Origin of the sequence: Pseudomonas sp. UBA6699, from assembly GCF_002454615.1 — a bacterium.
Classification (GTDB): Bacteria; Pseudomonadota; Gammaproteobacteria; order Pseudomonadales; family Pseudomonadaceae; genus Aquipseudomonas; species Aquipseudomonas juntendi.
In genome coordinates, this window is record NZ_DKJF01000100.1 from 49,180 (window position 1) to 74,128 (window position 24,949).

26 protein-coding genes and 2 pseudogenes are annotated in these 24,949 nt (G+C 64.2%); 6 read left to right on the forward strand and 22 right to left on the reverse strand.

The features are described 5' to 3' along the window. Positions 1–15 precede the first annotated feature (15 nt). Entirely contained in the window at positions 16–1,548 is a 1,533-nt protein-coding gene (locus B3361_RS19365; protein ID WP_054881305.1) for an NCS1 family nucleobase:cation symporter-1, read from the forward strand. A gap of 16 nt (positions 1,549–1,564) precedes the next feature. Then, a complete protein-coding gene (locus tag B3361_RS19370) occupies positions 1,565–2,293 on the forward strand; it encodes an aspartate/glutamate racemase family protein (protein ID WP_054904657.1) in 729 nt (242 codons plus the stop codon). A 178-nt stretch (positions 2,294–2,471) separates the two neighbouring features. Here the strand turns inward: B3361_RS19370 and B3361_RS19375 are convergent. The 15 genes and pseudogenes from B3361_RS19375 to ccmA all read right to left on the reverse strand — a co-directional run. Continuing rightward, positions 2,472–2,576 (reverse strand): annotated as a pseudogene (locus tag B3361_RS19375) (histidine phosphatase family protein); the annotation flags it as partial. 10 nt (positions 2,577–2,586) lie between these two features. Beyond that, entirely contained in the window at positions 2,587–2,925 is a 339-nt protein-coding gene (locus B3361_RS19380; protein ID WP_009681945.1) for an FKBP-type peptidyl-prolyl cis-trans isomerase, read from the reverse strand. Between the two features lie 145 nt (positions 2,926–3,070). After that, a complete protein-coding gene (locus B3361_RS19385; protein ID WP_054904680.1) occupies positions 3,071–3,478 on the reverse strand; it encodes a GFA family protein in 408 nt (135 codons plus the stop codon). 163 nt (positions 3,479–3,641) lie between these two features. Beyond that, positions 3,642–4,430, reverse strand: coding sequence for a PhzF family phenazine biosynthesis protein (locus B3361_RS19390; protein WP_054904658.1), 789 nt, complete (start codon positions 4,428–4,430; stop codon positions 3,642–3,644). A gap of 104 nt (positions 4,431–4,534) precedes the next feature. Next, a pseudogene (locus tag B3361_RS19395) lies at positions 4,535–4,690 on the reverse strand (2-hydroxyacid dehydrogenase); the annotation flags it as partial. Positions 4,691–4,809: 119 nt separating this feature from the next. After that, on the reverse strand, positions 4,810–5,226 hold the full coding sequence (locus B3361_RS19400; RefSeq protein ID WP_054881300.1) for a hypothetical protein: 417 nt from the start codon (positions 5,224–5,226) through the stop codon (positions 4,810–4,812). Positions 5,227–5,238: 12 nt separating this feature from the next. After that, complete coding sequence (ccmI, locus tag B3361_RS19405) at positions 5,239–6,435, reverse strand: c-type cytochrome biogenesis protein CcmI (protein ID WP_054904660.1); 1,197 nt, start codon at positions 6,433–6,435, stop codon at positions 5,239–5,241. Next, entirely contained in the window at positions 6,428–6,904 is a 477-nt protein-coding gene (locus tag B3361_RS19410; protein ID WP_054890112.1) for a cytochrome c-type biogenesis protein, read from the reverse strand. The genes ccmI and B3361_RS19410 overlap by 8 nt, the downstream gene beginning before the upstream one ends. Continuing rightward, positions 6,901–7,437 carry a DsbE family thiol:disulfide interchange protein gene (locus B3361_RS19415; protein ID WP_054881297.1) on the reverse strand — a complete coding sequence of 179 codons (537 nt, stop codon included), beginning with the start codon at positions 7,435–7,437 and terminating at the stop codon, positions 6,901–6,903. Before B3361_RS19415 ends, B3361_RS19410 begins: the two co-directional genes overlap by 4 nt. Continuing rightward, positions 7,434–9,407, reverse strand: a complete 1,974-nt coding sequence (locus tag B3361_RS19420) for a heme lyase CcmF/NrfE family subunit (protein ID WP_172828403.1) — start codon at positions 9,405–9,407, stop codon at positions 7,434–7,436. Before B3361_RS19420 ends, B3361_RS19415 begins: the two co-directional genes overlap by 4 nt. Positions 9,408–9,418: 11 nt before the next feature. Further along, entirely contained in the window at positions 9,419–9,874 is a 456-nt protein-coding gene (ccmE, locus tag B3361_RS19425) for a cytochrome c maturation protein CcmE (protein ID WP_009681934.1), read from the reverse strand. Next, a complete protein-coding gene (gene ccmD / locus B3361_RS19430; RefSeq protein ID WP_009681933.1) occupies positions 9,871–10,047 on the reverse strand; it encodes a heme exporter protein CcmD in 177 nt (58 codons plus the stop codon). The genes ccmE and ccmD overlap by 4 nt, the downstream gene beginning before the upstream one ends. Then, a complete protein-coding gene (locus tag B3361_RS19435) occupies positions 10,044–10,811 on the reverse strand; it encodes a heme ABC transporter permease (protein WP_054881296.1) in 768 nt (255 codons plus the stop codon). Before B3361_RS19435 ends, ccmD begins: the two co-directional genes overlap by 4 nt. A 46-nt stretch (positions 10,812–10,857) precedes the next feature. Further along, on the reverse strand, positions 10,858–11,535 hold the full coding sequence (gene ccmB, locus B3361_RS19440) for a heme exporter protein CcmB (protein WP_009681931.1): 678 nt from the start codon (positions 11,533–11,535) through the stop codon (positions 10,858–10,860). After that, entirely contained in the window at positions 11,523–12,155 is a 633-nt protein-coding gene (gene ccmA / locus B3361_RS19445; RefSeq protein ID WP_054904662.1) for a cytochrome c biogenesis heme-transporting ATPase CcmA, read from the reverse strand. The genes ccmB and ccmA overlap by 13 nt, the downstream gene beginning before the upstream one ends. A 183-nt stretch (positions 12,156–12,338) precedes the next feature. Here ccmA and B3361_RS19450 point away from each other — a divergent pair, with 183 nt between their 5' ends. The 4 genes from B3361_RS19450 to B3361_RS19465 all read left to right on the forward strand — a co-directional run bounded on the left by B3361_RS19450 (position 12,339) and on the right by B3361_RS19465 (position 19,891). After that, positions 12,339–13,895, forward strand: coding sequence for a flagellar hook-length control protein FliK (locus B3361_RS19450; protein WP_054904663.1), 1,557 nt, complete (start codon positions 12,339–12,341; stop codon positions 13,893–13,895). Next, positions 13,892–14,245 (forward strand): EscU/YscU/HrcU family type III secretion system export apparatus switch protein, encoded by a 354-nt coding sequence (locus B3361_RS19455; RefSeq protein WP_054881293.1) that lies wholly within the window; start codon positions 13,892–13,894, stop codon positions 14,243–14,245. Before B3361_RS19450 ends, B3361_RS19455 begins: the two co-directional genes overlap by 4 nt. 60 nt (positions 14,246–14,305) lie before the next feature. Then, positions 14,306–17,041 carry a dermonecrotic toxin domain-containing protein gene (locus B3361_RS19460; protein ID WP_054904664.1) on the forward strand — a complete coding sequence of 912 codons (2,736 nt, stop codon included), beginning with the start codon at positions 14,306–14,308 and terminating at the stop codon, positions 17,039–17,041. A 90-nt stretch (positions 17,042–17,131) separates the two neighbouring features. Then, a complete protein-coding gene (locus B3361_RS19465; RefSeq protein WP_054904665.1) occupies positions 17,132–19,891 on the forward strand; it encodes a dermonecrotic toxin domain-containing protein in 2,760 nt (919 codons plus the stop codon). A gap of 44 nt (positions 19,892–19,935) precedes the next feature. Here the strand turns inward: B3361_RS19465 and B3361_RS19470 are convergent, their stop codons facing one another. The 7 genes from B3361_RS19470 to cheB all read right to left on the reverse strand — a co-directional run. After that, positions 19,936–20,331, reverse strand: a complete 396-nt coding sequence (locus B3361_RS19470; RefSeq protein WP_009681924.1) for a DUF2802 domain-containing protein — start codon at positions 20,329–20,331, stop codon at positions 19,936–19,938. 1 nt (position 20,332) lies between these two features. Further along, on the reverse strand, positions 20,333–20,812 hold the full coding sequence (locus tag B3361_RS19475) for a chemotaxis protein CheW (RefSeq protein WP_003254393.1): 480 nt from the start codon (positions 20,810–20,812) through the stop codon (positions 20,333–20,335). A 12-nt stretch (positions 20,813–20,824) separates the two neighbouring features. Then, positions 20,825–21,751 (reverse strand): CheW domain-containing protein, encoded by a 927-nt coding sequence (locus tag B3361_RS19480; RefSeq protein ID WP_054904666.1) that lies wholly within the window; start codon positions 21,749–21,751, stop codon positions 20,825–20,827. Then, on the reverse strand, positions 21,751–22,539 hold the full coding sequence (locus B3361_RS19485; RefSeq protein ID WP_009681922.1) for a ParA family protein: 789 nt from the start codon (positions 22,537–22,539) through the stop codon (positions 21,751–21,753). Before B3361_RS19485 ends, B3361_RS19480 begins: the two co-directional genes overlap by 1 nt. Before the next feature lie 182 nt (positions 22,540–22,721). Next, positions 22,722–23,579 carry a flagellar motor protein MotD gene (gene motD, locus B3361_RS19490; RefSeq protein WP_054881287.1) on the reverse strand — a complete coding sequence of 286 codons (858 nt, stop codon included), beginning with the start codon at positions 23,577–23,579 and terminating at the stop codon, positions 22,722–22,724. Between the two features lie 3 nt (positions 23,580–23,582). After that, complete coding sequence (locus B3361_RS19495) at positions 23,583–24,323, reverse strand: flagellar motor protein (protein ID WP_009681920.1); 741 nt, start codon at positions 24,321–24,323, stop codon at positions 23,583–23,585. Further along, on the reverse strand, positions 24,323–24,949 hold a 627-nt coding region (gene cheB, locus B3361_RS19500), incomplete at its 5' end, for a chemotaxis-specific protein-glutamate methyltransferase CheB (RefSeq protein ID WP_286920326.1). The genes cheB and B3361_RS19495, both read right to left, overlap by 1 nt.

Consider the following 24,949-nt stretch of genomic DNA (forward strand, 5'->3'; position numbering starts at 1 on the left):
CAGGAGCCCGCCGGAATGAGTAGCAGCCTCGATCTTGCCCCTGAACAATCCGTCGTCAGCACCCACCCCAATTCCACCCTTGCCGGCCAGCACCCCGAACTGGCCTTGAGCCCACGCCTGCATAACCGCGACCTTGCCCCCACGCGAAGCGAAGGCCGGCGTTGGGGTGGCTATAGCATCTTCGCGTTGTGGACCAACGATGTGCACAACATTGCCAACTATTCATTCGCCATGGGCTTGTTCGCCCTCGGCCTCGGTGGCTGGCAAATTCTGTTGTCGTTGGCCATTGGCGCCGCGCTGGTGTACTTCTTCATGAACTTGTCCGGTTACATGGGGCAAAAAACCGGGGTGCCGTTCCCGGTCATCAGCCGCATCGCCTTCGGTATCCATGGTGCACAGCTTCCGGCGCTGATCCGGGCGATCATCGCCATCGCCTGGTTCGGCATTCAGACTTACCTGGCCTCGGTCGTGCTGCGGGTACTGCTTACCGCCGTATGGCCGCACATGGCCGCCTACGATCACGACAGCATTCTTGGCCTGTCGAGCCTGGGCTGGGTGTGTTTCGTGGCGATCTGGCTGGTGCAGCTGGTGATTCTTGCCTACGGCATGGAAATGGTACGCCGCTACGAAGGCTTCGCTGGCCCGGTGATTTTGCTGACCGTGGCAGCGCTGGCGGTGTTCATGTACGCCCAGGCTGACGCGCGTATCGCCTGGTCGGTGGCCGAGCCCCTGACCGGCTACGAGATGTGGCGCAACATCTTCGCCGGCGGCGCCCTGTGGCTGGCGATCTACGGCACCCTGGTGCTGAACTTCTGCGACTTCGCCCGCTCCTCGCCATGCCGCAAGACCATCCGCGTCGGCAATTTCTGGGGGCTGCCGGTGAACATCCTGGTGTTCGCGGTGATCACCGTGGTGCTTTGCGGTGCGCAATTCCAGATCAACGGGCAGGTCATCGACAGCCCCACGCAAATCGTCGCGGCCATTCCCAGCACTCCCTTCCTGGTACTGGGCTGCCTGGCATTCCTGATCGTCACCGTGGCGGTCAATATCATGGCCAACTTCGTCGCCCCGGCCTTCGTGCTCAGCAACCTGGCGCCGCGCCACCTGAACTTCCGCCGTGCCGGGCTGATCAGCGCCACCGTGGCGGTGCTGATCCTGCCGTGGAACCTGTACAACAGCCCGCTGGTGATCGTGTACTTCCTGTCGGGGCTGGGCGCCCTGCTCGGCCCGCTGTACGGGGTGATCATGTCCGACTACTGGCTGCTGCGCAAAGGCTGCATCAACGTGCCGCAGCTGTACAGCGAAGACCCGGCCGGCGCCTACCACTACAGCAAAGGCATCAACCTGCGCGCCGTGGCCGCGTTCGTGCCGGCCGCACTGCTGGCCATCGTGCTGGCCCTGGTGCCCAACTTCCACAGTGTGGCGCCGTTTTCCTGGCTGATAGGAGCCGGCATCGCCGCCGCCCTCTACCTGCTGATCGCGCCGCGCAACCGCCAGTACCACGATGTCAGCGGCGAGTGCATCGCCGTCGACCACAGCAGCCATTAATCAGGGAAGACTGCCCATGCGTATTCTGATCGCCAACGTCAACACCACCGCAGCCATCACCGAGGCCATCGCCGAACTGGCCCGTACGGTAGCCGCGCCCGGCACCGAAATCGTCGGCCTCACCCCCTGGTTCGGCGCCGAATCGGTGGAAGGCAATTTTGAAAGCTACCTGGCAGCCATTGCGGTGATGGACCGGGTACTGGCCTACGAGGGCCCCTACGACGCCGTGATCCAGGCCGGTTATGGCGAACACGGCCGCGAAGGCCTGCAGGAGCTGCTGAATGTGCCGGTGGTAGACATCACCGATGCCGCTGCCAGCACGGCAATGTACCTGGGCCATGCTTATTCGGTGGTAACGACCCTGGACCGGACCGTACCGCTGATCGAAGACCGCCTGAAGCTTTCTGGCCTGTATGACCGCTGCGCCTCGGTGCGGGCCAGCGGGCTGGCGGTACTGGAGCTGGAAGCCGACCCACAGCGTGCTGTGCAGGCGATTGTGGAGCAGGCCGAACGCGCCGTACGCGAAGACAAGGCCGAGGCGATTTGCCTGGGTTGCGGCGGCATGGCCGGGCTGGACGAGCAGATCCGCCAGCGTACCGGGGTGCCGGTGGTGGATGGGGTGAGTGCGGCGGTGACCATTGCCGAGTCGCTGGTGCGTATGGGGTTGAGTACCTCCAAGGTGCGCACCTATGCCACGCCGCGGGTGAAGAAGGTGGTGGGTTGGCCGATGCGGTTCGGCCGCTAGTCCTTTAGTTGCCAGTACCGGCCTCTTCGCGGGCACGCCCGCTCCCACAGGGCCCCCACAGCCTTCAGGCTTGTGGTTATCTTGTGGGAGCGGGCGTGCCCGCGAAGAGGCCGGCACAGGCCAACACATCACCTGGGCCAACCGCTGCACTGCCACAGCCAAGGACTAAAACCCTCATGTCGGGCAGCAGCGTGGCCAGGTCCAGCGCACGGTTGGGGCCCTGGCAGTTCAACTGGCCCAAGCCCTCGCCCGGTTTCTCGGCATGGCGCAGGAACACCAGCGTCCACGGCCGCTCAATCATCCCGCGTCAGCACTTCCAGCAACTCGATCTCGAAGGTCAGGGCCGAATTCGGCGGAATCGCCCCCACACTTCGCTCGCCATAGCCTAGGTGCGCCGGTACCAGCAGCTTGCGTTTGCCGCCCACGCGCATGCCCATCAGGCCCAAGTCCCAGCCTTTGATCACCCGGCCGGTGCCGATCACGCACTGGAACGGCTTGCCGCGCGACCAGGACGAATCGAACTCACTGCCATCGGCCAGCCAGCCGGTGTACTGGGTAGTTATCAGGGCGCCTTTGACGGCGGCTTTGCCGTCCCCCTCGACCAGTTCGATGATCTGCAGTTCTTGGCTCACGGGCATACTCCAACGCTTGAAAACAAAGCCGCCCTTTTCTCAGGAATGCACCGGTTTGGCAAGCGCGCGTGGTGTTTCGTGCTGGCGCTTCGACCACAGCACACCGCCCAAATGTTTGCCGAGTGGCTGCTGGCGCAGGCCTGAATCAGCTGTTCTGCTCGAAGACTTCCTCGCCGGTCAGTTCCTTGGTCTGGTTGGCGAAGCAGTACCAGGCGGGTTTCTCTTCGACGAAAATCTGCATGTTGAAATCCCAGTCCTGGTCGCCCTCGAGCAGGCCGACCGGTATGGCATGGAAGTCGTTGGCCTTGAGCCGGTAGTACAAGTGCGTGCCGCACTGGCCGCAAAAAGCACGCTGTGCCCAGTCCGACGAGTCATAAACGCTGGGTGCACGCCCCTCGATCAACGGGGGCTTGCTGCAATCAACCACCAGCAGCGGGCCACCGGTCCACTTGCGGCACATGCTGCAATGGCAGGCGCTGATGTGGGTATTGTCGACGGTGACGGTAAGCCGGGTGGCGCCGCACAGGCAGGTGCCGTGTTTTTCCAGGGCCATGGCTGGCTCCTTGAACAGGGGTTGGGCCATGTGGGAGCGGCCTTGTGTCGCGATGGGCTGCAAAGCAGCCCCCGGATTGACGCATCAACGCGAAAATCGAGGGGCCGCGTTGCGGCCCGATCGCGACACAAGGCCGCTCCTACAGGCAGACGGTGTCAGCCTGTTAAATATAGACAGTTCCGCGCAGGTACAACGCCGCCCGCCCGCTGATGATCACCCGGCCATTACCCGGTACTTCACACAGCAACTGCCCTTTGCGCGCCCCGCCCTGCTCGCACGCCAGCACCTGCTTGCCCAGCCGCTCGGCCCACACTGGCGCGAGCGAGGTATGCGCCGAACCCGTCACCGGGTCTTCGTTCACACCCACGTTGGGGCCGAACCAGCGGGTGACAAAATCAAAACCACGCCCTGCTGCAGTCACGGCAATGCCGCGCACATCGAAGGCCGACAGTGCAACGAAGTCTGGCTTCAGGGTATCGAGCAGCGATGCGTCATCGATCACCACCAAATAGTCGTCACTGCGGTACAGCGCCTGCGCCTGGCTCAGGCCCAGCGCTTGCAGCAGGCCCTGCGGCATGTCTTCGGCGAGTGGCTGCTTGGCCGGGAAGTCCATGGCCAACAGGCCGTCCGCACCGCGGCTGACGCGCAGTTCGCCACTGCGGGTATTGAAACGCAGCACCTGCGCCTGCTCGCCCAGTTGTTCGAACAGCACGTAGGCCGAGGCCAAGGTGGCGTGGCCGCACAGGTCGACTTCCACGGCCGGGGTGAACCAGCGCAGGTCGTAGGTTTCGCCATTGCGCACGAAATAGGCGGTTTCCGACAGGTTGTTCTCTTCGGCAATGCGTTGCAGTACATCGTCCGGCAGCCAGCTTTGCAGGGGAATCACCGCTGCCGGGTTGCCGCCGAACGGCTCAGCGGAAAAGGCATCGACCTGGAAGATCTCGAGTTGCATGCACACGCTCCTTGTTGCCTGGGCGCTGCCAGGCAGATGTCTGAATAGGGTTACGGGCGTACCGGCGTCAATACCGGCTCACCGGCAAAGAATGTCTGCAGCTTGCGCAGCACCAGGGCCTGGGTGTGTTTGGCGTGGCGCCCAATGGCATCAGCCCGCTGTTGGGGTGATGGGGCACGGATCAGTCGGTAACCGGCCTGCTCCAGCAAAGGCAGGTAATCATCGACGGTTTCCGCCAGTACCAGGACTGTCTTGTGCATGCCACCTCCGTTCGCGAAGGGGCATTATGCGGACTCACACTACAGTACAGTCAATCGCTATTTGCGGGTTGAACTGTACTGTACGGGTACCCCGGCGGAGCGTGGGTCTTGGAAAAGCGCTACTGCGCGAATGCACGCCCCAACCCACCTGGCACCCCGCTGCTGTCGGTTTCCTGCCAAGGGCCATTCGGGCTCAGCGACCAGCTCCAACCATTGTCGAAGCGGTAGTAGGTCCGCTGCCGGTAGAACGTGTTGGGTTGTTTATCCAGCACATAGACGCCCAGTTTCGGATCCCAGTGGCTGGCACCACCCGGCGGTGGCGCGAAGCTGGCCGAGGTGCGCGGCATCGGCTTGGGAATGGCCGCCGGCTTGCCTGGCTGGGTAGAAGGCTGGCCGCCGGGCAATGGCTTGACCACCGGCCCCTGGGGCGGCACCCGCTCTATCGGCGGCTCGGGGTGCTCGTATGGCTGCTGCGTCGTACACGCAGACAAACCCAGGGCCAGGGTAATCAGGGTCAGGCGGACGGCGCTGTGCATGGCATTGCTCTCTTACGGATCGGGGCTGTCGATGGTCAGGTGTTGGGTAGCCTTAGTCGCGCTGGACAGGGGTGCACCTTGGCCGATCCACTCACCTTGGGTCGGCTGGCCAGCACGCGACACACGTGCCATCAGTTGGACTTCGGCAAAGTCGGACAGTTTCATCTGCGGCATCATCGCGTCCGCATCAGACAGCTCCACCTCGATCGGCAACTGCGCCACTGTCACCCGCTTGGCCGCCAAAGGCATCGGTGGGCCATTGCTGGCGCGGGCGAAGATGAACACCGTGTCGTCCGGCTTGACCTTGTCCTGCAACGCCGCCGCCAGTTCCACCCGCACCTTCAGGCGCGCAGCGACCGGCGCGGGTTCGTTCGCCCGCGCCGGCGAGCTGCCCAGGCGCTCGGCAGCGCGGTCGATGCCGCCTTGCAATGCCGCACGCGATGCATCGCCCTCGGGCAACTGCGCCAGCAAACGCTGCCAGTAATTGATGGCTTGCTGGTAACGCTCGCCTTCGAAAGCGGCGATACCGCGCAGCCCCAGGCTGGTAACTTCGTTGGGGTCGGCCTTCAAGGCTTCGTCGGTGAGGGCCTGCAGCTGCGGGCTCCACTGTTTGTCAGCAGCAAAATACAGGGCTTGCGCCCACTGCCCCAGCAGCTCTGGCTGACGCCCGGCCAGGGCCACGGCACGTTCAAAGGTACGCGCAGCATCTGCCGGGCGCTGCTCGGCCATGTAGGCACGGCCGAGGAAGTACACGGCTTCGGCCGAGTCTGGCTGGGCTTGTACCACACGCTCCAGGCGCGTGGTCATTTCCTCCATCGACTTCGGCGCCTGGGCAAACTCCTGGGTCAGGGCCACCTTGTCGGCTGCGCCGAAATGCAGGTACAACCCCAACGCCAGCACCGGCACCAACACCGCGGCCAGCAGGGGGAGTGCCTTGCCCAGGTGGCCTTGGCGCGGGGCGTCAGCGCCCTCGGTGTCGGCCAGCAGTTCACGGGCGGCTTCGTCGCGGCCCTGGGCCAACTGCGCTGCGTCCAGTACCCCGGCAGCCTGCTGCGCAGCCAGTTCGGCGACCCGCTCCTGATACAGGGCCACGTTCAGGGCGGTACGGTCTTCTTCCTGTTGGCGACGACGGCCACGCAGGATCGGAATCAGCAGGAAGCTGAGGGCAGCGAGCAACAACAGGCCCGCGCTAAGCCAGAATTCAATCATGGGTCGGTTCTTTTTCCAGCAGTTTGGCGAGACGCTCGCGTTCTTCAGCAGACAATGCATCGGTGCCTGGCGTGGCACTGCCACGGCGCCGGCGCACGATCAGCGCCAACACCACGAACCCGCCCGCCAGCAGCAGCCCTGGGCCGAACCACAGCAGCCAGGTGCGGCCACTGAGCGCCGGCTTGTAGCGCACGAAATCGCCATAGCGGTCGACCATGAAGTCCACGATCTGCTGGTTGCTCTTGCCCTCGCCCAGCATGCGGAAGATCTCCCGGCGCAGGTCGGCAGCGATGGGGGCGTTGGAGTCGGCAATGTCCTGGTTCTGGCACTTGGGGCAGCGCAGTTCCTTGGTCAACGCCTGGTAACGCTGGCGCTCTGCCTCGTCGCGGAACTGGTAGGTATCGATGGCCGCCTTGGCTACACTGGCCAGGCTCATGCCTAGCAGCACCGCTGCCAGCCAACGCCTCATGGTGTGGCCTCGTCGACCAGGCCCTGATACAGCGGCGCCAGCTGCTCACGCCACACCGTGGCATCGACGATGCCCACATGCTTGTAGCGGATGATGCCCTTGGCATCGATCAGGAATGTTTCCGGCGCGCCGTACACCCCCAGGTCCAGGCCCAGGCTGCCCTGCTCGTCACGGATGTCCAGCTGGTAGGGGTTGTGGAAATCGGCCAGCCATTTGCGCGCTGCGGCGTTGTCGTCCTTGTAGTTGACCCCGTGAATCACCACGCCCTGCTGCGCCAGCTGGTTCAGGTACGGGTGCTCCACCTTGCACGACGGGCACCAGGTGGCCCACACGTTGACCAGTGCCGGGCGGCCGTGCAGGTCAGCCTCGGTCAGGGTACGGTCGCCCTGGGTCGAGGCCAGGGAAAACGCCGGGAACGCTTTGCCGATCATTGCCGAGGGCAGCTCGTCTGGCTTGAGGAACAAGCCCTTGTAGAGAAACACCGCCACCAGCAGGAACACTGCCAGGGGCACTACCATGATCCAACGCTTCATGCAGCTGCTCCAGACACGCCCAGGGCTTCACGCACCCGGGTCTTGACCTTGACGCGGTAGCGCCGGTCGAGGGCCGCCAGCAACCCGCCCAGGCCAGTCAACAGACCGCCCAGCCAGATCCAGCGGACATAAGGCTTGATATGCACGCGCACCGCCCAGGCGCCGTTCTCCAGCGGCTCGCCGAGGGCCACGTACAGGTCGCGGGTGAAGCCGGCATCGATGCCGGCTTCGGTCATCATCGACTGCTGCACGGTGTACAGGCGTTTTTCCGGGTGCAGGGTGGTCACAGCCCGGCCATCGCGGCTGACCACGATCGTGCCTTTGTCGGAGATGAAGTTGGGCCCTTCGAAGTGCTTGGCACCTTCGAACAGGAAGTGGTAGCCACCCAACTCGACGCTCTCGCCCGGCGCCATGCGCAGGTCGCGTTCGGCGCTGTTGTTGCTCGACAACACCACGCCCAGCGCGCACACCGCCAGGCCCAGGTGCGCCAGCTGCATGCCCCAGTAACTGCGGCCCAGCCCCGGCAGGCCCTTGACCAGCCCCTTGTGGCGCGTCTTGTCGAGGATGTCACGCAGCCCGCCGAGCACCACCCAGGCAGCCAGGGCGAAGGCAGTCAGCGTCGGCCAGTCGAAGTCATCGACGATCAGGCCGGCCAGCGGCGCAAGGATGGCGCTGCCCACCAGCACCGGGCTCATCATGCTCACCAGCCATTTGCCCGGGGTGTCCTTCCAGCGCACCACCACGCCAATGCTCAACACCACCATCAGCAGCGCCATCAACGGCAGGAACAACGCATTGAAATACGGTGGGCCCACCGACAACTTGGCCCCGGTAAGGGCATCGAGCACCAGGGGGTAAAGGGTGCCGAGCAGGATCATGGATGCCGCCACCACCAGCACCAGGTTATTGGCCAGCAGCAGTGTTTCCCGCGACCACAGGGCAAAGCCCACCTGGCTTTTGACCACCGGCGCGCGCAGGGCGAACAAGGTCAGCGACCCCCCGACCACGAACAGCAGGAAGATCAGGATGAAAATGCCCCGCGACGGGTCTGCGGCAAACGCGTGCACCGAGGTCAGCACGCCGGAACGCACCAGGAAGGTGCCCAGCAGGCTCAGCGAGAACGCGGCAATCGCCAGGAGCACGGTCCAGCTCTTGAACACCCCGCGCTTTTCGGTCACCGCCAGCGAGTGGATCAGCGCAGTGCCCACCAGCCAGGGCATGAACGAGGCGTTTTCCACCGGGTCCCAGAACCACCAGCCACCCCAGCCCAGTTCATAGTAGGCCCACCATGAGCCCAGGGTAATGCCCACCCCCAGAAACGCCCAGGCGACGATGGTCCATGGCCGCGACCAGCGCGCCCAGGCGGCATCCAGGCGGCCACCGAGCAAGGCGGCGATGGCGAAGGCAAAGGCCACCGAGAAGCCCACGTAGCCCATGTACAGCATGGGCGGGTGCACGATCAGGCCGAAGTCCTGCAGCAGCGGGTTGAGGTCGCGGCCGTCGGTCGGCACCTGCGGCAGCATGCGCTGGAACGGGTTGGAGGTGATGATCAGAAAGCTCAGGAAACCTACGCTGATCATGCCCATCACTGCCAGCACGCGGGCCAGCATCACCTGCGGCAACTGCCGCGAGAACACCGACACGGCAAAGGTCCAGCCACCGAGAATCAGCGCCCACAACAGCAAAGAGCCTTCGTGGGCGCCCCACACGGCGCTGAACTTGTAGTACCACGGCAAGGCGCTGTTGGAGTTGCTGGCCACGTAGGCCACCGAAAAGTTGTCGGTCATGAAGGCGTGGGTCAGGCAGGCGAAGGCGAACGCCAGGAACGCGAACTGCCCCCAGGCCGCAGGCCGTGCCAGGCTCATCCACAGGCTGTCGCCGCGCCAGGCGCCAAGCAGCGGCACGCTGGCCTGCACAGCTGCAAAGCAGATGGCCAGGATCATCGCCAGCTGGCCCAGTTCAGGTATCACCAGTGCGGCGTTCATGGCTTGCTCCCCCCGCCAGCGGCTGCCTGGCCGCTTTCCTTGAGGGCCTTGGTAACCTCGGGCGGCATATATTTCTCGTCATGCTTGGCCAGGACTTCATCGGCTACCACCACGCCCTGGTCATTGAGCTTGCCCAGGGCGACGATGCCCTGCCCTTCGCGGAACAGGTCGGGCAGAATGCCGCGGTAGGTGATTGGCACCGATTTGTTGAAGTCGGTGACCACGAAGCGTACGTCCAGCGAGTCGGACGAGCGTTGCACAGAGCCTTTCTCGACCATGCCGCCCGCGCGGATACGGGTGTCCAGCGGCGCTTCGCCATTGGCAATTTGAGTGGGGGTATAGAACAGGTTGATGTTCTGCTGCAGTGCGCTCAAGGCAAAGCCGACGGCAACCCCGACGCCGACCAACAGGCCGGCGATGAGCAACAGGCGTTTCTTGCGCTGCGGATTCACTGGTTGTTCTCCCGGCGCAAACGGCGCGCCTCTTCTTGCAGGTAGCGACGGCGAGCCAGCAGCGGCGCGGCGACATTCAGCGCCAGCACCACCAGGCAGATGCCATAGGCGGACCACACGTACAGGCCGTGGTGGCCCATGGCAAGGAATTCGCCGAAGGTGGCAAAGCTCATGGTGCGGCCCTCCGCCCAAGGCTGTTCAAGACTTCGTCCTTGACCCAACTGGCGCGCGCCTCGCGCTTTAATACTTCCAGGCGCATGCGCAGCAGCAGCACAGCGCCGAAGAAGCAGTAGAAACCCAGCGCCGTGCACAGCAGCGGCAGCCACATTTCTGCCGGCATCGCCGGTTTTTCGGTGAGGGTGAAGGTGGCGCCCTGGTGCAGCGTGTTCCACCACTCCACCGAGTACTTGATGATCGGGATGTTCACCACGCCGACGATCGCCAGTACCGCACAGGCTTTGGCTGCGCTGTCACGATTACTGATCGCCTGGCCCAGCGCAATAATGCCGAAGTACAGGAACAGCAGGATAAGCATGGACGTAAGTCGGGCATCCCACACCCACCAACTGCCCCAGGTCGGCTTGCCCCAGATGGCACCGGTGACCAGCGCCACCGCGGTCATCCAGGCGCCGATCGGGGCGGCACATTGCAGGGCGACATCGGCCAGCTTCATCTTCCACACCAGCCCCACCACCCCGGCCACGGCCAGCAGCACATAGCAGGACTGCGCCAGCATCGCCGCCGGCACGTGGATATAGATGATGCGGAAGCTGTTGCCTTGCTGGTAGTCCTGGGGGGCGAAGGCCAGGCCCCAGGTGATGCCGACCAGCAGCAGAAGCACGGCGGCAGAGGCCAGCCATGGGAGCATGCGGCCGCTGATGGCATAGAACCATTTCGGGGAGCCCAGCTTGTGGAACCACGTCCAGCTTATTTTCATCAGGGTACATCCAGGGTATTTGCCGGGCTTGAGAGCCCGGGACTCGTTATTCGCCGACGCTGATCTTCAGCCCGGCCGCTATCGCAAAGGGTGCCAGGGTCACGGCCAGGGCGGTGAGGCTGGCGAGCCAGAGCAAATGGCCGGTTGCCGGCATATTCTGCAACGCCGCTTGCAACGCACCACTGCCCAGGATCAATACAGGGATATACAACGGCAAAATCAGCAACGCCAGTAACAAACCACCGCGCTTGAGGCCAACGGTCAGCGCCGCGCCTACCGCACCCAGCAAGCTCAGCACTGGCGTACCCAGCAGCAGTGAAGCAAGCAGCACCGGCAGGCAATGGCCGGGCAAGCCGAGCATCAAGGCCAGCAGCGGCGCCAACAATACCAGCGCCAGCCCGGAAAAGATCCAGTGCGCCAGCACCTTGGCTAGCACCAGCAGCGCCAGCGGGTGCGGCGACAGCACCCACTGCTCCAGCGAGCCGTCCTCGAAATCACTGCGGAACAGGCCGTCCAGCGACAGCAGCACCGCCAGCAACGCGGCCACCCACACCAGGCCCGGCGACAAGGTTTGCAACAATTGGCTCTCGGGGCCAACCGCCAGCGGGAACAGGGCAACGACGATGGCGAAGAACACCAGCGGGTTGGCCAATTCGGCCGGGCGCCGGAACAACAGGCGCGCTTCACGGCGCAGCAACAGGATGAATACGCTCATGCCGCCCATTGCCCCAGGTTCAGTTCACGGTAACCGCCTGGCTTGCGCGTCAGCGTATGGTGGGTGGTCAGCACGACGGTGCCGCCTTGCTCGCAGTGCGCCGCCAGGTGTGCTTCCAGTTGCGCCACGCCTTGCTTGTCGAGGGCGGTGAACGGCTCATCGAGAATCCACAGCGGCGGCCCGGCCAGGTGCAAGCGGGCCAGGGCCACGCGGCGCTGCTGGCCGGCCGACAGGGTGTGGCAAGGCACGTCTTCGAACCCGCGCAGGCCCACCGCCGCCAGCGCCGCCCAGATAGCGTCGCGGCTGGCCGGTTGATGCAGGGCGCACAGCCAGGTGAGGTTTTCCTCGGCGGTCAGCAGGTCCTTGATGCCGGCGGCATGGCCAATCCATAGCAGGAGGCTGGCCATGGCATGACGCTGCTCAGCCAACGGCTTGCCCCCCAGCAGAATCTGCCCGGCGGTTGGCTGCATCAGCCCGGCCAACAGGCGCAGCAGGCTGGTCTTGCCACTGCCGTTGGGCCCACTGATCTGCAGCATGTCGCCCGCGCCCAGTTCGAAATCGAGTTGCTCGAACAGCAGGCGCCAGTCGCGCTCGCAGGCCAGGCCTGCGGCTTGGAGGTGGAAGGTCACGGTTTCGCCTTATGTGTAGAGGGCCTCAGGTCGGTGTTGCCTGGTTGGCAGGCGAGCCAACCTGAAGCCCGTGTCTCAAGTCGCCCGGTGCGCTGCCGTTATACTGGCAACCACGGGCGGTCGGCATTATTGCACGCGCCGCTGCGCTGCCAAGAGGCCGGGTCCGACAGGTTGTATACAATCATGACTGAAATCAATAGTCTCGGCGCACAAACTGCGCTTGGCAACCAAGCCACCAAGGCGGCCATGACCGGCGAGGTCCTGCGCCTGGTCCAGCCCCAGCCTGGTTTGCTGGCGCCCGGCGAAACCGCGCAAGCCCAAGTGCTGGCGTTGCGCCAGAGCGGCCAGGAGTTCCAGCTGCTCCTGCGGCTGGTCCAGGCCAACGGCGCACAGACCCAACTGCAGGCCAGCGCCGGCCAACCCCTCGCCCCAGGTAGCCAGGTTACCGTCAGCCAGACCGAAGGCAATCGCCTGGCCATTTTATTGCAGCAGGCCACAGCCAGCCAGGTCGCCACCCTGACCCGCCTGGATACCCGCGAGGTACCTGTCGGCACGCTCCTGCAAGGCAAGGTCCTGACCAACCAGGCATTGGCCCAGGCGCCTGGGCAGGCGCCGGTCTATCGGGCACTGATCAGTTTGCTCAACAGCGCCCAGGCCGGCGCCACCCTGAGCGTCGACAGCCCGCGCCCGCTGGCGGTTGGCAGCCTGCTCAGCGCGCTGGTGCAAGGTGATCAGTCACTGCGCTTCGTACCACTGAGCGGCAGGCAGGACCAACTGAGCATCGCTCAGCAGCTAATGACCCAACAGAACCGCCAGGCCTCGCTGCCCGGCCTGCTCGACGCGCTGCAGCAGCTCACCCGCAGCGCCGATGCCCCTGGCGACCTGCGCGCCAGCGCCGAACGCCTGCTGGCCGGCCTGCCGGACGTACGGCAACTGGCGGACGCCAAAGGCGTGGCACAAGCCCTGGGCAACAGCGGCGCCTTCCTTGAAGCAAAATTGCTGGGGGGCTACCCAGCCGCTGTCGCCACCGACCTCAAGGCCCACCTGCTGCGGCTGGTGGCGCAGGCACCGAACCTGCCGCCCGGCACGCCAAGCCTGGCTCCGGACAGCCTGGCCGTGACCATGCCCGCCGTGGCACGCGGAGCCCTGGGCCTGCTCGAACGGGTCAGCCCCAAGCCACAGCCCGGGGCATTCCCGCTGCCGTCGCGGTTGCTGAATGCGCTGGAAGACGAAGGCGACCTGCAACAGCTGCTGCGCCTGGCCGCTGCGGCCATTTCCCGCCTGCAGAGCCACGCCATGAGCAGCCTGCAACAAAGCGGCACACTGGAAAACGGCAACCTGCAGACCACGTGGCAAACCGAAGTGCCGATTCGCCACGGCCAGGAGTTCATTCCCTTGCAGGTCAAACTGCAGCGCGAAGAAACGCCGCGCCAGCAGGCCGATCGTGAAAAGGAAGCAGCAGACTCGCTGCGAGCCCTTTGGCGTATCGACCTGGCTTTCGACCTGCCCCCGCTGGGCCCCATGCAGGTCCAGGCCCAGTTGAATCAAGGGCAGCTGTCGGGCCAGCTGTGGGCCGAGCGCGAGCCGACGGCGCGCCTGATCGACAGCCAGCTGGGCAGCCTGCGCGAACGCTTGCTTGCCCGCGGCCTGGAGGTCGGCGACCTGGAATGCCGCGCGGGCATCCCACCGCAAGGGCCCCGTACCCGAGTAGAACAACGCTGGGTGGACGAAAACGCATGAACGACCAACAACCCCGCCAGGCCATTGCCTTGAGCTACGATGGCCAGCAGGCGCCGAGCCTGACGGCCAAAGGTGACGACAGCGTAGCCGAGGCCATACTGGCCCTGGCCCGCGAGCACGAGGTTCCGATCTATGAAAACGCCGAACTCGTACGCTTGCTGGCGCGCCTGGAACTGGGCGAGCAGATCCCTGAGGCGCTGTACCTGACCATCGCCGAAATCATCGCCTTTGCCTGGCAACTGCGTGGCAAGGTGCCCGTGGGCTTCGACGACGAACCGCCGGGCGAGCGCGACATTACCCCTGCGCCTTCGCCGATGAACGTGCTGCCAGGGGATGACAGCATTAATTAGCACTTGACCGGTGTGCCCGCTGGCTACCCTGCAACGCCCGATAGCCACGGACACCCAACGATGAACTTCCCACAACCCATGAAGCAGCGCCTGTTGCACAGCGCGCTGGCCCAGATGCCGCGCCCGGACACATTGGCCGACAAGCTTTTGCGCGATTGGCTAGCGCAACGCGGTGTGCTCCTGTCCCCCGCGGATATCGACGTCGTCACGTTCCACTACCAGGACGCAGAGCGCGAAGAAGGCCAGCCCTGGCTCCCCCCTCAGGCCAAGGTGATTCAACGCGTCAGCCTGACCGACGCCCTGCTGGCCAACTGGCAAGGGGAACCCTGTACAGGCAGTGGCGGATTCCACTTTGGCGATTGGGCGGGTATGGCGCCGCTGCACGCGGTGACATTTGTCGACCGTATGCGGCCACCCCCCCTGCTTTCCAACGCGATGTCCTACCTGATCTTCAACGGCCTGTATCGGCGTACCCCGGAAAAGGAGGTCAGCCCGGCGACACTGCTGCCCATCCGCGCCGAAGTCTTCCAGGACTATGTATGGGGTTTGCACCTGCACGAACGGCTGAAGGCGCAACTGGACAGCTATTGGCAGCAGAGCCGGACAGACTACGCACGCGCACTGGAAATTGCCTTCATCACCGCCTGCAACAACCAAGTCAGTGAGGGTAGCCTGAGTGTCCCTGCCTGGCGCCTGGCCTGGCAGGCCGCCGGCCTGTTGCCCCTGGACACGCGGGCGATAACCACCCGCCTGCTGAATGTGTACGGTTATCACAGTACATCGATCATCTACATAAAGGCCGACGACAGCAGCACCGTCGTCCTTTATTTGCCGGGCAACGCGTCGCCCCTGCACGAGTTCCCGGACCTGTCTGCGCTCAAGCACTGGTTTGCCGAGCAATGCAAAGACCCAACCCGCCGCGAGTGGCTGCAGCAATGCTTCTCGCCCGCGGACTGGGCGGACGGGCTGGAATTCAGCGGCCTCGTCACGGCCTTGAAAGGGCTGGGCTGCTATCCCGCTGCGCATCGCCTGCCCGACGATCAACCTGGCTTTGCCACCAGTGGCATATGGGACCCTGAAGAGACGATCGAATTCGGATCGCCCACCCACAGCTTGCCTATCGAAGGTAACCTGTTCGACCACTTGGCCGATCGCCAGAAACAGCGCAGCTACGATGACCTGGATTACCGCGTCATCACCAACCGCCAGGTCAACAAGACGCACTGGGGCAGCTACCTGAACGTTGCCCAGTGCCTGCTGGCGCCTTTATGCGTGGTGGTACCCGAGCTTCTGCCGGTGATGGTGGTGGGCGGCGTGGCACAATTCAGCCTGGGCATGGACCAGGTGATCAACGGCCACTCGCTGGACGAAAAGGTCGAGGGGGTCGAAAACCAGGTCTTCGGCCTGTTCAATGCCTTGCCCTTGCCCATCGGCATCGCCCGCGCCAGCCAGGCGTTCCACTACCGTTTGCCAGGTTTGCTACGGCCGACCCAGTTGGCGGATGTGCTGGGCGAAGCGGCCATTGTAAGCGTGCCAACGGATGCGTTGCAGCTGGTACCGGCACAAGCGGCGTTCCGTGACACGGTGCGGATTACGACAGGCTCGCAAAGTGTAGTGGTGACCCGCGTGGGGGATAATCTGGGCCACTACTTCGAGGGTACATTCCAGGCGCCCCAGGGCATCAAGACGCAACCCGTGGTGTATGACCTGCACACCGACAGTTTCATCAAGCTCTCTGAATACAGGCAACCCACACCTGAGCGCTGGGTAATCGACAGCGGCGGATCAGCAGCTCTGGTGCGGATTGCCGACGCCCAGCGGGTCGTCACCGACGCACAGCGCATGGGCACCCTACGGCAGCTAGGTATCCAGCTGGATCTACCCATGGACTACACGCACTTCGACACCCTGGAGCGCACGCCAATTCCGCGCATCGTTTCCAGTCTATGGGTGGGTGACAAGGCCATTTCCCCGGTTTTCCTGGAGGCGCTGGTGCACAATGCCGAAGCCCTGGAAGACACTGGGTACCAGTACCAACTGTTCCTTTCGCGGCAGAGCCCGAGGGCCTATAGCGCCAACCTCACGCTGCTCAGGAGCAGGACACTCCACATGAGCGTCCTGCCGCTCGAGGATCAACCGTTCTACCAGGCGTTCGCCAGTTCGCCCTATTTCGCCCAGTACCAGGCGGCGCTGGGGATCACCAACCCAGGCATCACCAATTTCAGCTCGGCCAGCGACATCCTGCGCTACCGCATGCTCAAGCAGATCGGTGGGTTCTATCTGGATGCCGACGACCGGCTGCTCAACGCCGCTTCGGGGCCAGGCAACCCACCGCTGGCCAGCCAGACCTTGCGCACGACCGCCGATGGCTTGCTTTTGTACCCCCCGGTTTGCAATGACCAACTGGGTTTCTACATTCAGTACAACAGCAGCATGATCGGCAGCCACCCGGGCAATCCCACCCTGGACGCCATTTCCGAGGCGATCCTGCAACGCTTCCAGCAAGACCCGACGTTCTACACCGAACGGCCCGACCGGGTCTTCAACCCTGTGGCCTTCAACGCTTATGCCCGCCGCCTCAGCCGCTTGAGCGGGCCGGGGGTACTCAATGACGTGATCGACGCGCGCCTGCCCTGGCTACGGCAGTTGCGCGAAATGTGCAGGCTGCTGGTTTCCCCCATCTACGACATTCACGGCGCCCTGGACACCAGCCAGTTGACCCGACTGATCCGTGAGCATGTGCCGCTCGACCGTTTCTTCGAGGCTGGCCGGGCACATAGCTGGGAACAGAACTGAAGGGTGATAGCGGGCGTATGTAGTTATCTACCACTGGCGTGCAGCGTGATCCAGCAACCTTGCAGCACCCACTCACGCAAGGTAACCACGATGCGCACTACCGGGATCAACGCCACTGGCGTGCACTATGTCCGCGATCATCTGAACCATGTCCCTCGGCCCGATCGGCAGGCCAGTCAGGCCGTCAGGCAATGGTTCGCCGAGCAGGGCCACCACCTCGACCCCGACCGGGTCGATGTGGTGACCCTGCACTACCGTTCCGACCACAAAGGCGGCAGCCTGGCAGAGGTCAGGCAATGCGTCAGCCTGACCCAGGCCGTGCTCAGCAACTGGCAGGGCGAAAGCAATAACGACCTGTTCGGCGCCTTGTTCCGTGCGCCCTGGGCTGGCACCTTGCCAGAAAGCCCGGTGCGGATCGTCAACGCCCTGCCCGCCCGGGGTTTCAACCACTATGGCGCCGAGTTTTCGGTGTTCAACGGGCTGTTCCACCGCACCGAACCAGCGCGCTACGACGCCACCACCCATGTGCCGATAGCCGCCGAAAGCTTCCAGCAGTTCATCGAGAACCTGGACTTCCAGGCACCCTTCAAGAATACCCTGCACACCTACTGGCGCGACCATATGGGCGCCCACCGCCTGGCGTGCAAGCTCAATTTCATTGCCGCCTGCAACAAGCAGGTCAGCGAAGGCAGCCTCAGCGAAGCGGCACGTAAACTGCTGTGGCAAGCGGCCGATTTGATGCCGCGGGTCGACAAGCTGCGCATGAGCACCCTGAGCATCTATGGCTACGCCGCCACCGACCTGCTGTACCTGTGCAACCCAGGCACGGACCTGACAGTGCTCTACATACCTGGCAACAGTTCACCCTTGCTGGAGTTCGCCAGTGAAAACGCGCTGAAAGACTGGATTGGCGAGCAATGCAAAGACCCGCTCAAGCGTGAAGCCCTGAAACAGCATTTCCGCCTGGCCGACAGGCCGCAGGGCGTGGATTTCAGCGGGTTGGATACCGCACTCGATGGACTGGCCGAATATCCCCGGCGCCACGCCTTGCCACCGGAGCACGGTATGTTCAACAACGACGGTATCTGGCCGCCGCGCACCTATGTCAACTACCGGCCGAGCCGCTACAACCCGAGGATCACCGGCGACTTGTTCCAGGCGCTGGCCGAGCGCCAACGCCAACGCAGCTTCGATGACGCCGACTTCATCATCACCAGCGACAGCCAGGTCAGCAAAGCCAAGTGGCGGGGCTACCTGCTCACCACCCTCAACTTGCTGGCACCGCTGTGCCTGGTGGTGCCCGGCCTGGCACCGGTGTTGGCGCTCGGCGGCATTGCGCAGTTGGGCCTTGGCCTGGATGAGGCGATCAATGGCAAGACCCTGCAGGCACGGCAGGACGGTGTCGCCAACATCACCTGGGGGCTGTTCAATGCTGTGCCATTGCTGTTGACTGGGGCGGCCAAAGCCTCGGCACTGTTCGCGTTCAAAAGCGATGGCTTCGTGCCGCCGATTCGGCTCAACGACCAGATCGGTTACCCAATGAGCCCGGTGCGCCCCCCCGTATTGCTAGCCCCGGCGCCCGAAGGTGCGCCCTACTTCCATATCTGCGAACCGATCCCGCCGCTGCCGCAGGCCGACCCGCTCACCGCCGACGCCGTGATCCGCAGGCCGAGGTACAACGGCATGCCGGACACCCTGGAATCGGTGATCGACGACTACATCAAGGAGGTGGTATATGACCTTGAACGGGATGCCTTCATCCTGGACGAGGACATCAACGACGTTGAGCCCGTTGGCTACGTGGCAAGCCCTGATGCTCGCGGCCTGGTACCCGAGCCCCGCGAGCGCGTAGTCACCGATGCGATGCGCACCGCCACCCTGCGCGCGCTGGGTATCGACCTGGTGCTGCCGGGTGAAATCCCACGCGCCCCCGCCAACAGCTTGCCCATCCCCAAGCGGATTTCCTGCCTCTGGGTAGGTGACAAGACCTTGCGCCCGGCCTTGCTGAGCAACCTTGCCCACAATGTCGCGGCGCTGGAAAACAGTGATTACAGCCTGCGCCTGTTCCTGTCCACGGCCAACCCTGGCGCTCACGAAGAAAACCTGCGTCTGCTGGCCGAACAGGCGCCGGGGCTGCAGGTGCTACCCCTGGAAGAGCAAGCGTTCTTCAGGGCATTCCAGCAAACCAAGTACTATGCCCAGTACGACGCGGCCCTGGACGGCAATGGTGGCGTGGCCACCAACTATGCGTCGGCAAGCGATGTGCTGCGCTACCCGCTGCTGCACCATGAAGGGGGGCTGTACATGGACGTCGACGACACGCTACGGGTGCCAGGCAAGGCCGGGCAACCCCAGCTGGGGGAACCACCGGCAACGCCCACCGAAGCGATTCAAGACGTAGCGCTGTGCATCCCGGCAGATGGCTTGCTGCTGGCGCCGCCGATGGCCAACGAGAAACTGAGCATGAACTGCCTGTACAACACCAGCCAGATCGGTAGCCACCCTGGCAACCCGACCCTGGAGGCGATCAGCGAGGAAATGCACGCACGCTTCCGCCTGCATTTGGACTTCTATGACCACAGGCCCAGCCTGGCCGAAGACCCCTCGAACTTCTACCGTTATGCCAGCCGCCTGAGCTACCTGACCGGCCCGCGCCTGCTCAGCGACGTGATCGACCAGCAATTGCCCAACCTCGCAACCTTGCGCCAGATGGTCAACCTGTACAACATCCCGCGCATCAATACCGCCACCTTCATCAACACCAGCGCGCTGAGGGAGGCCGTGCACCAGCAATTGCCGCTCAACCGCATCGCCACGGTCGGCGGCAATCACTCCTGGGTCCAGACCTGAGCCTGGGCGCAGGCCTGACCGGGCCTTGAAGCGGCCCGCCAGGCTCAGTCACTACGGTGCAGCTTGCTCATCAGCTCTGCCTCGGCCTGGGTCAGGCCGCAGCTCTCGGTCAGCTCGGCGATGCTGGCGCCCATGCCGACCAGCTTGGCTGCCTGGGAAAACGTCACGTTATGAGGGTCGCGTTGCTCCAGTTGCTGGATCCGGTCCGGCAAGGGGGCAACCGCCACGTTCAGCTCGTGCAGCGCGTCCCCCATGCGCACCGTGACGTTCTGGTAGTCATCCAGGCGTTTGGCGAGGTCCTTGATGCGCTGGTCGCGCAGGGCATCGCCCACGGCCTGCTGCGCGGCCACTTCGCGCTGGCGTTTGCTGTAGTTGAGGAAGAACCAGAGGCTCAAGGCCCACAGCAACGCCAGAAAGATTACCGCAACCTCGAAGATCAACTCAGATGTTCTCCAGCTCGGACCACTCTTCCTCAGTCATCATCTTGTCCAGTTCGACCAGGATCAGCAGCTCGCCGTTCTTGTTGCACACGCCCTGGATGAACTTGGCCGACTCCTCGTTACCCACGTTCGGCGCGGTTTCGATTTCCGACTGGCGCAGGTAGACCACCTCGGCCACGCTGTCGACCAGGATACCGACCACTTGCTTGTCGGCCTCGATGATGACGATACGGGTGTTGTCGGTGACTTCGGTCGGCATCAGGCCAAAGCGCTGGCGGGTATCGATCACCGTTACCACGTTGCCTCGCAGGTTGATGATGCCCAGCACATAGCTGGGCGCACCCGGCACCGGCGCGATCTCTGTGTAGCGCAGCACTTCCTGCACCTGCATCACGTTGATGCCGTAGGACTCGTTGTCCAGCCGGAAGGTTACCCACTGCAGGATTGGATCTTCAGAACCTTGTGCAGACGACTTTTTCATTCCCCTAGCCCTCTAAATCCGCTTTCTGGCGGTTGTGTTCGGTGTCATTTGTTTGTCGTGCAGCTGCTTGACCGCGCCGCTGGCGATCAGCTCGGCCAGCGCGGCAACGTCGAGCAATGCACACATGTGTTCAATAACCGTGCCGGCCAACCACGGGCGCTGGCCACGCTGGCTGCGCCACTTGATTTCCGACGGGTCCAGGCGCAACGAACGGCTGACCTGGTGCACGGCCAGCCCCCATTCGTAGCCCTGCACCGAAATCACGTACTGCAGGCCCTGGCGGAAATCGTCGCGGTAGCGGTCGGGCATCACCCAGCGCGCCGTATCCAGGACCTTGAGGTTGCCCGCCTGGCAGGTAAGGATGCCAAGGAACCATTCGGGCTGACCGAACAGCGGTGTCAGCTCCTGGCCGGCCAGGGTGTAGATCGAGCCCAGGCACACCAGTGGTACGGCCAGGGTCAGGCCGGCGACATCGAACAACAGGCATTCGAAGGGTTCGGCGGCCCAGGCCGGGCGGCCGTCGACAGTGGCCGGTGGCACGGGCGGCGCTGGCAGGTGCACGTCGACCAGTGGCAGCGCCGGTTCCAGCGCAGGCGCTTCGACCAGCACTGGAATGGCCGCCTCGGCCACCACCTCCTGCTCCACCACCGTCACCACCGGCGGGTCGACCGGCATCACGCTGGGCAATACCGCCAGGCGGGGTTCGGCGAAAGGCCGAGGCGCAGGGCGGGCAACGGCCACGAGCGGTTCGGCAGGTTGCGGCTGGCGGGCATCGCGGGCCTGCTCCTCGCGCACGGCTTCAGCGAACTCATCGGCTGCAGCGGGCTCCACGGGTGCCTGCAACAGCGCCTCGTCTTCGGTGGCCTCCTGCAGCAGGCCATCCAGATACGATTGCAAGGCCATCTGTGGCCGGGTGCCGGTGTACCGGGTCTGGGTCATCAGGCCACCTGCGCTGCGGGTTTGTAGGTCAACAGGTGCTTGAGCAGTGCCCGGTAGGCGACCAGCCCACGGCTCTTGGCGTCGAACTGCGAAGGCGTCACGCCCTTGCGGCTGGCGTCGCGCAGGCGCGTATCGACCGGGATGTAGCCCTGCCATACATGCTGGCCGTAGGTGTCACGCAGCAGCTTGAGGGTGCCCAGCGAGGCCTGGGTGCGGCGGTCGAACAGTGTCGGCACGATCTGGTACGGCAGCGCCTGCTTGCGTGACCGGTTGACCATGGCCAGGGTCGCGACCATGCGCTCAAGCCCCTTCACCGCAAGAAACTCGGTTTGCACCGGGATCACCAACTGCTGGCTGGCGGCCAGGGCATTGACCATCAGCACGCCGAGCAAGGGTGGGCTGTCGATCAAGGCAAAGTCGAAATCCTGCCACAACTGCGCCAGACTCTTGGCGATCACCAGGCCCAGGCCATTCTGCCCCGGCGACTGGCGCTCCAGCACGGCCAGCGCGGTGCTCGACGGCAACAGCGAAATCCGCTCGTCGCTGGTGGGCAGCAGCAGTTGCCCCGGCAAGCCCTCAGGCACGCTGCCTTTGTGCAGGAACAGGTCGTAGCAACTGTGCTCGAGGGCATCAGGGTTGTGGCCGAAGTAACTGGTCATCGAACCGTGCGGGTCCAGGTCGACGACGACCACGCGCTTGCCGGCCTCGGCCAGCAGGCCGGCCAAAGCGATGGTCGTGGTGGTCTTGCCGACGCCACCTTTTTGATTGGCTACTGCCCAGACTCTCATCAAGCAAACTCTATGTATTGATTTGAAAGCGCGTGCGATCGATGTGGCAGCGGGCGAGCCCACGAACACCGACGAAGCCGGTGCCAATCACCGCGTCGCCTGCTTCGCGGGCTCGCCCGCTCCCACAGGGGACGGCGTCACAGTCAAAATTGTGCTTGTAGCAGTGCCAGAGAATTGACGAATCACTGCCCCGCCACCTTTGCTGGCGTAGCCGGTGCACTTTGTGTGCCAGCCCGGCGCAGGGCAGCATCCGGTGTTGCATTGGCGCTGCCCGAGCCCGTCAGGCTGCGGCGCACTTCCAGGTTACGGGAAATCACCAACACCACCCGCCGGTTGCGCGCCCGGCCATCGGCGGTGTCATTGCTGGCCACCGGCTGGTACTCGCCATAGCCGACCGAGGCCATGCGGGCCGGGTTCACCCCCTCCATGGCCAGCAGGCGCACAATGCTCGCCGCCCGCGCCGACGACAGCTCCCAGTTGGTCGGGTACTGCGCGGTGCGGATCGGCAGGTTGTCGGTGAAACCCTCGACATGCACCGGGTTGGCGAACGGCTTGAGAATATCGGCCACCTTCTCGATGATGGCGAACGCCTTGTCGCTGGGCATGGCATCGCCACTGCCGAACAACAGCGATGAATTGAGCTCGATCTCGATCCACAGTTCGTTGCCGCGCACGGTCATCTGGTTGCTTTTGATCAGGTCGCCAAAGGCGTCGCGCACGTCATCGCTGATGGTCTTCAGCGGGTCGGTATTGGTTGCCGCAAGGCCTGCTTCGGTCTGCTCGCTGTCGTTGACCAGCGGCTCGGCCGGGCGCACGGTCAATGGCTTCTCCTCGCCCACGGGGATGGGCTTCATGCTGCGCTCAGGGTCGTTGAACACCCCGAGCAGCGCCTGGGAAATAACCTTGTACTTGCCCTCGTTGATCGACGAAATCGAGTACATCACCACAAAAAATGCGAACAGCAAGGTAATGAAGTCGGCGTATGACACCAGCCAGCGTTCGTGGTTTTCGTGTTCCTCGGTAGGACGGCGGCGGCGCATGGGTTACTCCATGAAGCCTTGCAGCTTCAGCTCGATGGAGCGCGGGTTTTCGCCCTCGGCAATCGACAACAGGCCTTCGAGCAGCATTTCGCGGTAGCGCGACTGGCGCATGACCACGGCCTTGAGCTTGTTGGCGATCGGCAGCAGCACCAGGTTGGCGCTGGCCACACCGTAGATGGTGGCGACGAAGGCCACGGCGATGCCATTGCCCAGTTGCGACGGGTCGGCCAGGTTGCCCATCACGTGGATCAGGCCCATGACCGCACCGATGATGCCGATGGTAGGCGCGTACCCGCCCATGCTCTCGAACACCTTGGCCGCCTGGATATCGCGGCTTTCCTGGGTCAGGAAATCGACTTCGAGGATGCTGCGAATGGCTTCTGGCTCGGCGCCATCGACCAGCAGCTGCAAGCCTTTGCGCGCATACGGGTCGGGCTCGCTGTCGGCCACCCCTTCCAGGCCCAGCAAGCCTTCCTTGCGCGCGGTCAGGCTCCAGTTCACCACCCGGTCGATGCCACCCGCCAGGTCGACCCTGGGCGGGAACAGGATCCAGCGCAGAATCTGCAGGGCCCGCTTGAACGAGGCCAGCGGTGACTGCAGCAGTGCTGCCGCCAAGGTGCCGCCCAGCACGATCAATGCCGCCGGCCCATTGACCAGGGCACCGACATGGCCACCCTCGAGGAAGTTGCCACCGACAATGGCAACGAAGGCGAGGATCAGGCCGATCAGGCTCAGCACATCCATCAGACGCAGGCCTCTACCAGGTGCTTGCCGATCTCGTCCAGGCTATACACCGCGTCGGCCAGGTTGGCCTTGACGATGGCCATGGGCATGCCATAGATCACACAGCTGGCTTCATCCTGGGCCCACACCGTACTGCCGCCCTGCTTGAGCAGGCGCGCGCCTTCGCGGCCATCGGCACCCATGCCGGTCAGCACCACCGACAGCACCTTGTCGCCATATGACTTGGCCGCCGAGCCGAAGGTGATGTCCACGCACGGCTTGTAGTTCAAGCGCTCATCGCCAGGCAGGATCTTCACCGTGCCACGGCCATCGACCATCATCTGCTTGCCACCCGGGGCCAGCAGGGCCAGGCCTGGTCGCAGCATGTCACCGTCCTCGGCTTCCTTGACGCTGATGCGGCACAGTTTGTCCAGGCGTTCGGCAAACGCCTTGGTGAACGCAGCCGGCATGTGCTGGATCAGCACGATCGGTGCCGGGAAGTTGGCCGGCAGCTGGGTCAAGACCCGCTGCAGGGCTACCGGGCCGCCGGTGGAGGTACCGATGGCCACCAGTTTGTACGGCTTGCGTTTAGGTGCCGCAGCCGGCGCCGGCGCGGCTGCCCTGGCCCGGGCCAGATCGGAAGAGCG